This window comes from Viscerimonas tarda (assembly GCF_054601255.1).
In genome coordinates this window covers 1-4,121 of sequence record NZ_BAAHWV010000081.1, presented here as the reverse complement: position 1 = coordinate 4,121, position 4,121 = coordinate 1, and the positions used below count along the sequence as shown (strand labels likewise).

Sequence of the window (4,121 nt, the reverse complement as noted above, 5' to 3'; positions counted from 1 at the left end):
AGCTATTCAGGATGCAAAGGATACGGAACCCGCGCTCAACGAACGTTGCAACCTGACTTATTTCGACATGCCCACAACTACGAACATGCTGCAAGCCTACTGGATTGACTATGAGGTATGGTTCCGGGAAACATCCTCGTGGAAATACCGCAACTGGGTTCCCCGCCATCTGGTAATGCCGCCCTTTACCAACCACAGCGACGCGCCGGAAAACGACAGAGACGGACACGAGAATCATCCGGAGCCGGTTTATAAGGACGTTTCAGGATTTGAGCCTTCGGTAGATGGAAATTTGGAGGAAGATGATGTAAGTAAAATAGAAGATTGATAAGAATACTGAAATATTAGTTTACACGCTTTTGAATCTTACCTGCTTGTTGTATTTATGTTTTCTGATTGAGTAACCACTCAAAAACATTTAAGTGAGTAATTCCATTTCGATTTTGAGGGAAAGAATCCGTTGTCAACAAAAATTTTGGATAATTGTCTTTTATCGTTTCCAGAGGACTAAACTCTCGCTCAAGAGTCTTTTCGTTGTCAATATTCCACGAAACCTGATAATATTCTATATCGCCAAATTTGTTTTTAACAACAAAATCAACTTCTGCATTGCGCAACGAGCCTGTCCAAACTTTATAGCCGCGCCGGAGCAGTTCGAGATAAACGATATTTTCCAGAATATGCCCCCGGTCGGTCGTTTTTTCTCTGCCAATCAGCACGTTCAGAAAACCCAAATCGACAATGTAGTATTTTTCCTGCGTAGCCAACTGCTTTTTCCCTTTTATATCGAAACGATTGACCTGATAAAACATAAAACATTCGGTCAGATATGCCAAATAATTTTCAACCGTTGTGTTATGAATATTTTGATTGTCAGCCTTTAACGATTTTGAAATACTGCTTGGCGATACTTGATTACCCATGTTTCCGGCAATAAATTTCGTTACATTTCCGAAGGCGCGTTTATCATAAATCGTGTGCCGTTTCATAATGTCTTTTTCCACAACGGTAGCATACAGAAATTTGAGATACTCGTAAACCTTGTCAAAACCGCCGTTGCGAAGTTCTACGCCTTTGGGCATGGATGTTTCGTTCACATAATCGAAAAACAGCATTTCGTAATTCAAGTATTTGTTGGCTGTGTCAATTTCTCGCGCTTGCAGATATTCATAAAACGAAAACGGAAGAATGGAAATCTCTATGTATCTTCCGCTTAACAGCGTTGCAAGTTCGCCCGAAAGCAGATTGGCATTTGAGCCGGTAATATAAACGTCCGTATTTGCGGTAGCATAAAGTCCGTCAACCAACTTTTCAAAACCGTTGATATTCTGCACTTCATCAAGGAAAATATACGAAATCTTTTCACTTGGCAATTGGTTTTTTATCTCAAAATAAAGAGAATCCCATGTTTTGCCAAGATACGATTCGGGCAGTTCAAAATCGTAGAAAATGATTTGCTCCTGCGAAACGCCTGATTGCGACAAGCGATTTCTAAACAATTCTAACAATGTCGATTTGCCTGACCGCCGTAATCCCGTAACCACTTTAATCATGCCTTTTTCTCTGTATGACAGCAGTTTGTCTAAATAATCCTTCCGTTCTATCCAATGTCTCATTGTTCTACCATTTTAATTACGACCACAAAGATATCGTAAATTATTAAAACTCGCAATATTTGAAAGTTTTAATAATTCTCACCTGCAAAAATACCACTTTTTCAATCATTTTCGGTCAGTAAAAACCATTAAAGCCTTTTCCTCCCTATTCTTGAAAAAACAGTTTCAATGAATACGGAAAATTTCAAGCATATCGTAAGTGCGGTGCAAGGCGGCGAAGCGGCAAGCATCCGTTTTTTTGGACGTATAACCGAAGAATCCGCCTCTCAGTTTAACAGCGAGTTCGACTACTTAGAATGCTGTATCCGCCCCAAACTTATCCGCGTACTGATAAACAGCGAAGGCGGCTCGGTGCTGCACGGCATGGCGGTGTATTCCACCATTCAGAACTCTACCGTCCCGACCGAATGCATTATCGAAGGCATGGCGGCTTCGATGGCTTCCATCCTCTGGGCGGCTGGAAACAAGTCTCTCATGCGGGATTATTCCATTCTGATGATACACAACCCTTTCCTGCCGGAGGGTGGGGACTCGGAAGCTTCGGATTTAATCGAAGCCTTTACCAGGCAGATTACCACCATTTACCGCAAGCGCTTCGGCTTGACCAAGGAGCATGTCGAGTCGATTATGAAGGGCGAAGCGGGCAGGGACGGCACGTTCTTCGACGCCAAAGCCGCCGTTAAAGCCGGAATTATCCCGCAGGAAAATGTTATCCGCACCTCCAGGCAACTTTGCGACAAGGTAAAAAACGAGATTTCCGGACTGGAGAATGTAACCGACATCCAGTCCGTCTTTTCCCGCATCAGCGCCGAAACCGAAAATTTACCGCCGGAAAATAAACCCTTTTTTAATCCGCCCCCTACTCTTAAACAAAAACGCAACGATTCAATGAACGACGAAAAGAACCTGTTCGAATATGCCGCCGTCGCCGCCTCGCTCGGATTGAAAGACGGCTACGAAATCAAAGACGTAATGGCAAGGATTTCCACGCTTATCGGTGTGGAAGCCCGCCTGTCGGAAACAGTCAAGGCGCTCAGCGACGCCAATACGGTTATTGCCGGCAAGGAAGCTACCATTGCCAACTTGCAAAAGGAAAAGGACGACCTGTCCGATTCGCTGAAAACCTATCAGGACAGGGAAGCGGAAGAAAAGAAGTCGAAAATCAAGGCGCTGGTAGAAGCCGCCGTTACCGACGGGCGGATTGACAAAACCCACGAGGCGCAATGGGTGCAGATGGCGGAAGCCAATTTTACACTGGCCGAAACAACGCTCAATTCCATTCCGGTTCCCGATAAAATCAGCAGGGAAATAGCCGCCGACCCCGCCAATGTACAGGCGGCTTCTTCGGCTGCGCAGGAGGCCGCGAAAACCGCCGGGGAAAAAATGGCGGAACAGGTGAAAACCGTAGTCGGCGAAAATTTCCAGTTCAAGAAACTCAAGTAAAGCAGAATTACCAATGGCAGATACAGTTACATTTTTGCAGAACGGCTATGCCGGGGAAGTCCTCGAAGACCTGCTGACCTATACCGCGCAGGGCAACGATACCTTCAGGGAAGGGCTTATCCATATCAAAAGCGGCATCCAGCACAAATACACTCTTCCGGCTATCAAGCTGGGGGATATTATACAGGACAATGTCCCGACCCCGACCAGCAACCACGGAAAGAAAGGGGCGAACGGGGAAAACGAATACAAGTTTACCGAACGCTACCTGGAACCGCAGGAATTTATGGTTTACCTCGAATTTAACCCACGGGACTATGAAAAATACTGGCGCTTTGCGCAGCCGGACGGCAACCTTGTTTTCAGGGAATTGGACCCGAAAATTCAGGCAACGATGCTGCGCTTGTTGATGGACAAGAAGAACGAGTACATTGGCAACGCCATTTGGACTTCCGCCAAGGGCGGCGAAGCGGCAGCAGGCATTACCAATCCTGCGGGCTGCATCCATATCGGCCAAAACAAGGAAAAATACTTTGACGGCGTTATCAAGCGCGTCATTGACAACGTAAACGCTACCGATGCGGAAACCATTGCGGGTGGTCAGGCGATTATCTCAGGCACAACAGAACTGCCAACCGGCGCCGCCGTCGAACAGGCGCTTTACGCCATGTGGCGCAAGTGTCCCAAGCAAATCCGCAAGAAATCGGGACTGAGCTTTATCACAGGCTGGGATGCATGGGATGCCTACGACCAGTATATTTCCGACAAGCAGGTCAAGTATTCGGAAAACACCGAGGTAAACCGCTACCGCTTCAAGGGCAAGCGGATTATTCCCATTGTGGGGATTCCCGAACACACCATCGTACTGGGCGAGTTTACCACCGGCATGGAATCCAACATCTGGATGGGCGTGGACTACGCCAACGATACCGAGGTATTGAAAGTAGACCGCCTGCAATCCAACTCCGAACTTTTCTTTTTCCAGATGCGCATGAAGATGGACGTCAACATTGTCCGTCCGGGCGAGATAGTCGTTCACACCGCTTACCGGAAAACAACTAA

The 4,121-nt window shown here is 46.5% G+C and carries 3 protein-coding genes and 1 pseudogene; 3 read left to right on the top strand and 1 reads right to left on the bottom strand.

The genetic code is table 11. The features are described 5' to 3' along the window. A pseudogene (locus tag ACYPWY_RS15640) lies at positions 1-328 on the top strand (hypothetical protein); the annotation flags it as partial. A gap of 55 nt (positions 329-383) precedes the next feature. Here ACYPWY_RS15640 and ACYPWY_RS15635 read toward each other — a convergent pair. Beyond that, positions 384-1,616 carry an ATP-binding protein gene (locus tag ACYPWY_RS15635; protein ID WP_459686476.1) on the bottom strand — a complete coding sequence of 411 codons (1,233 nt, stop codon included), beginning with the start codon at positions 1,614-1,616 and terminating at the stop codon, positions 384-386. 168 nt (positions 1,617-1,784) lie between these two features. Between ACYPWY_RS15635 and ACYPWY_RS15630 the strand changes: the two genes are divergently transcribed. Continuing rightward, positions 1,785-3,059: a Clp protease ClpP gene (locus ACYPWY_RS15630; RefSeq protein WP_459686475.1), complete on the top strand. Its 1,275-nt coding sequence runs from the start codon at positions 1,785-1,787 to the stop codon at positions 3,057-3,059. A 13-nt stretch (positions 3,060-3,072) separates the two neighbouring features. Then, positions 3,073-4,121, top strand: a 1,049-nt coding sequence (locus ACYPWY_RS15625) for a hypothetical protein (protein ID WP_459686474.1), incomplete at its 3' end; no start/stop codon positions are given.

What these genes read in the sequence shown, in the direction of transcription:
- ACYPWY_RS15635 (WP_459686476.1), bottom strand. Translation starts at nt 1,616, where the DNA reads ATGAGACATTGGATAGAACGGAAGGATTATTTAGACAAACTGCTGTCA.
- ACYPWY_RS15630 (WP_459686475.1), top strand. Translation starts at nt 1,785, where the DNA reads ATGAATACGGAAAATTTCAAGCATATCGTAAGTGCGGTGCAAGGCGGC.